Genomic DNA, 3975 nt, shown 5'->3' with positions numbered 1-3975 from the left:
GGCCATCGTGCCAGCCTATGTCGCCGCCGGTGCGTTTGACTACCAGACAGGTTTCGATGGAAGGGCAATGTTCAAGGGCTTTGTCGGTATTGGCCTTGAGCGGTATCTTTTTGCCACCGCGCACACCTTCATCGGCAGTTATTACCAGTTTGCAGGCGGAATCGTTAATACGGTCTTTGAGCGCTTCGGGTGAAAACCCGCCGAATACCACGGAGTGGATCGCACCTATCCGGGTGCAGGCCAGCATGGCGTAGGCGGCTTCGGGAATCATCGGCATATAGATGCACACCCGGTCACCCTTGCCCACACCACGTGCTTTCATGGCGTTGGCCAGTTTGCATACCTGTTCATACAGCTCGCGATAGGTAATGGTTTTGTCGTCGGTGGGTTCGTCGCCCTCCCAGATAATGGCGGACTGGTCGCCGCGTGTAGCCAGATGTCGGTCTATGCAGTTGTAGCTTACATTGAGTTTGGCGCCTTCAAACCAGGCGGCCTCGCCTTTAGCGAGGTTGTAACGGGAAACCTGATCCCATTCTTTGTGCCAGCTTATAAAATCGCGGGCCTGTTCTGCCCAGAACACATCAGGCTGTTCAACAGACTGCCGGTACATCTGTTCGTATTTGTCGGCAGTAATGTGGGCCTTGGCGGCGAATGTATCTGGTACTGGGTAGGTTTTCACTTGCATGGCTAACACCCTGTCCTTTATCGGTTTTTTTCGAAGTGAGATCGCTTGAGCATAGCGACTATAAAAGCTGAGTTGAAGAGCGAAATCGTCAATTTGGTGTAATTGTAGGCTTACAGAACAATCTTGTTCAGCTCTTCCATTAGGTAGTCGATAAACAGCCGTACCTTGATGGGCAGATGCCGCTGCTGGGGATACATGATCCATACCGGCTGCGGATACTGGCTCCACTCGGGCAATACCTGTGTGAGGTTGCCTTGGGAAATGTCTTCCATCACCGAGAAGAACGGCAGGCTGGCAATGCCCAGCCCACAGCGCGCTGCACTAAGCAGGGCGGCACCATTGTCGCTGCGCCAGTTACCCTCCGGCTGAATTTGTACGGTTTCTTCGCCGTTGCTCAGATACCAGAGAGAATCTACACCCACTAGGCAGTTGTGCTGGTTTAACGCTTCGAGTGAATCGGGTGTGCCATGCGCTGCCAGATAGTCCGGGCTGGCCACCAGGTAGTTAAAGTTATCGGCCAGCTTGCGGGCTACCAGCGTAGAGCTTTTCAGTTCGCCGTAGGCTACAGAAAGGTCGTAGCTCTCCTTCACCAGGTCGGGTTGTGCGTCGGTAAAATCCAGCTGTACATGCAAACGCGGAAATTGCTTGGTGAAATTGGCGAGAATGGGAACTAGAAAGCGTTCCTGAAAGGAGCCGGAGATGTTCACTTTGAGATTACCGCGTGGCTCGTTGCGCGACAGCGCCAGGTCTTCTTCGGCTTTCTCGAAGGTGTCAATGGCGTGCTTGCTACGCCGGTAAAACTGCTGGCCTTCGTCGGTGAGGGCCAGACTGCGCGTTGTGCGCAGTAGCAGGCGGGTACCGAGGCGGTCTTCGAGTCGCGAAATCAGTTTGCTGACTTGCGAGGTCGACATGTTCAGGGTCTTGGCGGCCTCGGTGAAACTGTGGTGTTCAACGACCTGCACAAACTCGTAGATTCCGTCCCAGCGCGCCATTAGCGGCTCCCAATGATCGTGTTATTGTTTCTTCAGAGGCAATAATGTTTTGCGGCATCGTATCTTAAAGGTCGGGCCCTCACAATCTAGACTTTCCCTATTGCGAGAAAACCGGAAGGCCACTATGTACGATCTGATTATAAAAAACGGCACCGTTGTAGACGGTACAGGCAGCGCAGCCCGCAGCGCTGATATTGCGGTTCAGAACGGCGTTATTGTGTCGGTTGGCAAGGTGCAGGGTGATGCGCGCCAGACCATCGATGCCAACGGTAAGCTGGTAACCCCCGGCTGGGTGGATACCCATTCCCATATGGACGGTCAGGCCAGTTGGGACGCCTATTGCAGTCCGGCATCCAATCACGGCATTACCACGTTGATCATGGGTAATTGCGGCGTGGGTTTTGCGCCCTGCAAACCCACGGAGGCCGCCCGCCAGCAGATGATTGAGGTGATGGAGGATGTTGAAGACATTCCCGGCGCCGCGCTCAGTGAAGGCATTGACTGGCAGTGGGAGACCTTTCCCGAATACCTGGATGCACTGGACAAGATGCCGCGAGCCATCGATATCGGTGCTCAGGTTCCACACTGTGCGGTTCGCACATATGTGATGGGGGATCGAGGGACCAATAACGAACCGGCCAGCGACGACGATATAAGCAAAATGATCGACATTGTGCGCGAGGGCATTGATGCCGGCGCGATTGGTTTTACCACCTCGCGAACCGAGCTGCACACGACTCGCCACGGCCAAGTCATGCCGGGTACCTACGCGGATGCAAATGAGCTGCTTGGTATTGGTAAAGCGATTGGTGACATCGGTAAGGGTATTTACGGGCTGGTGTCAGACTTTCACAACTGGCGTGAAGAAATGGAGTGGATGAAGCGGCTCTCCATCGACAATAACTGCCAGGTCAATTTTGTGCTGTTTTTCCGCGAAGAAAAAGATTGGGAACGGGTAGAGCAGCAGCTGGCATATGTGCGCGAAGCGGCAAAAGACGGTGCTCGACTGATTCCGCACGTGGGTGCCAGGCCGGTGAATATCTTAATGGCGTGGGACGGTACGGTTCATCCCTTTATGTTTTCGGCCGCTTTTGCCGAGCTGGCAGGGCTGCCGCGCGAGGAGCGCCTCGCAAAACTGCGGGACCCGGCTGTTCGACAAGCCATTGTTGAAGAACCGCGAATGGAAACCGGAGGCGATTTCTTTCTTGAAGCCATTACCAATGGTTACGACAACCTTTACGTAATGGACGACGTGCCCAACTACGAACCAGCCTACGAAGACAGTATTGAATATAAGGCCAAGACAGCGGGCGTGTCTCCCCAAGCCTATGCCTTTGACGCGCTGATGGAAAAAGATGGCAAGCAGATGATCTACTGCCCACTGTTTGGCTATGGAGCGCGCGATCTACGCAGACAGATGGCCATGCTGCAGGACGAGAGCACCGTTATCAGCCTGGCGGATACCGGCGCCCATTGTGGCGTGTTGTCCGATGCGAGTGTGCCCACCTATCTGCTGAGTTATCTGGTACGGGACCGCCAGCGCGGTGAGCGTTTTACGTTGGAGCGTGCTGTGCAAATGCACACGCAGGAAACTGCCCGCTGCATGGGCCTGAACGATCGCGGCACCTTGGAAGTGGGTATGAAAGCCGATATCAACGTGATTGATTTTGATGAGCTGCAAGTGTTACCGCCGGAGGTGATTTTTGACCTGCCCGCTGGTGGCCGTCGGGTTTTTCAAGGCGCCAAAGGTTACTTGTATACCTTGGTAAGCGGCGAAGTGATTATGGATCACGGTCGGCCCACCGGTGCGTTGCCCGGGCGGTTGATTCGCGGAGCCCAGGAAAAACCACAGCAAACAGTTGCTGCTTAGTTGTCTCGCAGCGTGTAGGCGAAGGTTTCGGTGGCGCATTCGCTTGCAAGGCAAGCTACCACCGGTTGTGCTACGGCGTGTAGTAGCCATTCTTGCGCTGATTACCGGCGGCTCTGCTGGTATTGGTCTGGCCTGTGCCAAACGCTTTGACCGTGAAGGCGTCACTATCGACGCCTTCATATAGGGTCGACGTAAAGGCAAGCATGCAAGGTGAAATGAAAATAGGGCGATTCGTAAAGCCCGAAGAAATTGCTGCTCCTGCCAATTTTGGCGCCTCAGAGTAAGGGGCGTATATTACCAATCACTCATACTCGGCAGGTCATCCCCGCGGCGTGGTTCAGATGATGCAGTTAGCGTAGGTGAGCATGCGCTCGCTTAGCAGCCAATTGTCGCGATCTTGGCGATACAATAACGCAGTATTCATTTCC

4 protein-coding genes are annotated in these 3975 nt (G+C 54.6%); 2 read left to right on the top strand and 2 right to left on the bottom strand.

Translation table 11 applies throughout. The annotated features are described in order from the left end of the window. Nucleotides 1–685, bottom strand: a 685-nt coding sequence (locus tag ABYP39_RS17780; RefSeq protein ID WP_372783939.1) for an AMP-binding protein, incomplete at its 3' end; no start/stop codon positions are given. 110 nt (nt 686–795) lie between these two features. Continuing rightward, the gene (locus ABYP39_RS17775; RefSeq protein ID WP_372758676.1) at nt 796–1677 is read right to left on the bottom strand and encodes a LysR family transcriptional regulator; all 882 of its coding nucleotides are present in this window, start codon (nt 1675–1677) and stop codon (nt 796–798) included. Nucleotides 1678–1801: 124 nt separating this feature from the next. Between ABYP39_RS17775 and ABYP39_RS17770 the strand changes: the two genes are divergently transcribed. Beyond that, a complete protein-coding gene (locus ABYP39_RS17770; RefSeq protein ID WP_372750534.1) occupies nt 1802–3547 on the top strand; it encodes an amidohydrolase family protein in 1746 nt (581 codons plus the stop codon). A 43-nt stretch (nt 3548–3590) separates the two neighbouring features. After that, nucleotides 3591–3731: a hypothetical protein gene (locus tag ABYP39_RS17765; RefSeq protein ID WP_372783937.1), complete on the top strand. Its 141-nt coding sequence runs from the start codon at nt 3591–3593 to the stop codon at nt 3729–3731. The last annotated feature ends 244 nt before the right edge of the window (nt 3732–3975 follow it).

It is taken from the genome of Litorivivens sp. (genome assembly GCF_041625495.1).
Lineage (GTDB): Bacteria > Pseudomonadota > Gammaproteobacteria > Pseudomonadales > Spongiibacteraceae > Litorivivens.
This window is presented reverse-complemented; position numbering and strand designations above follow the sequence as displayed.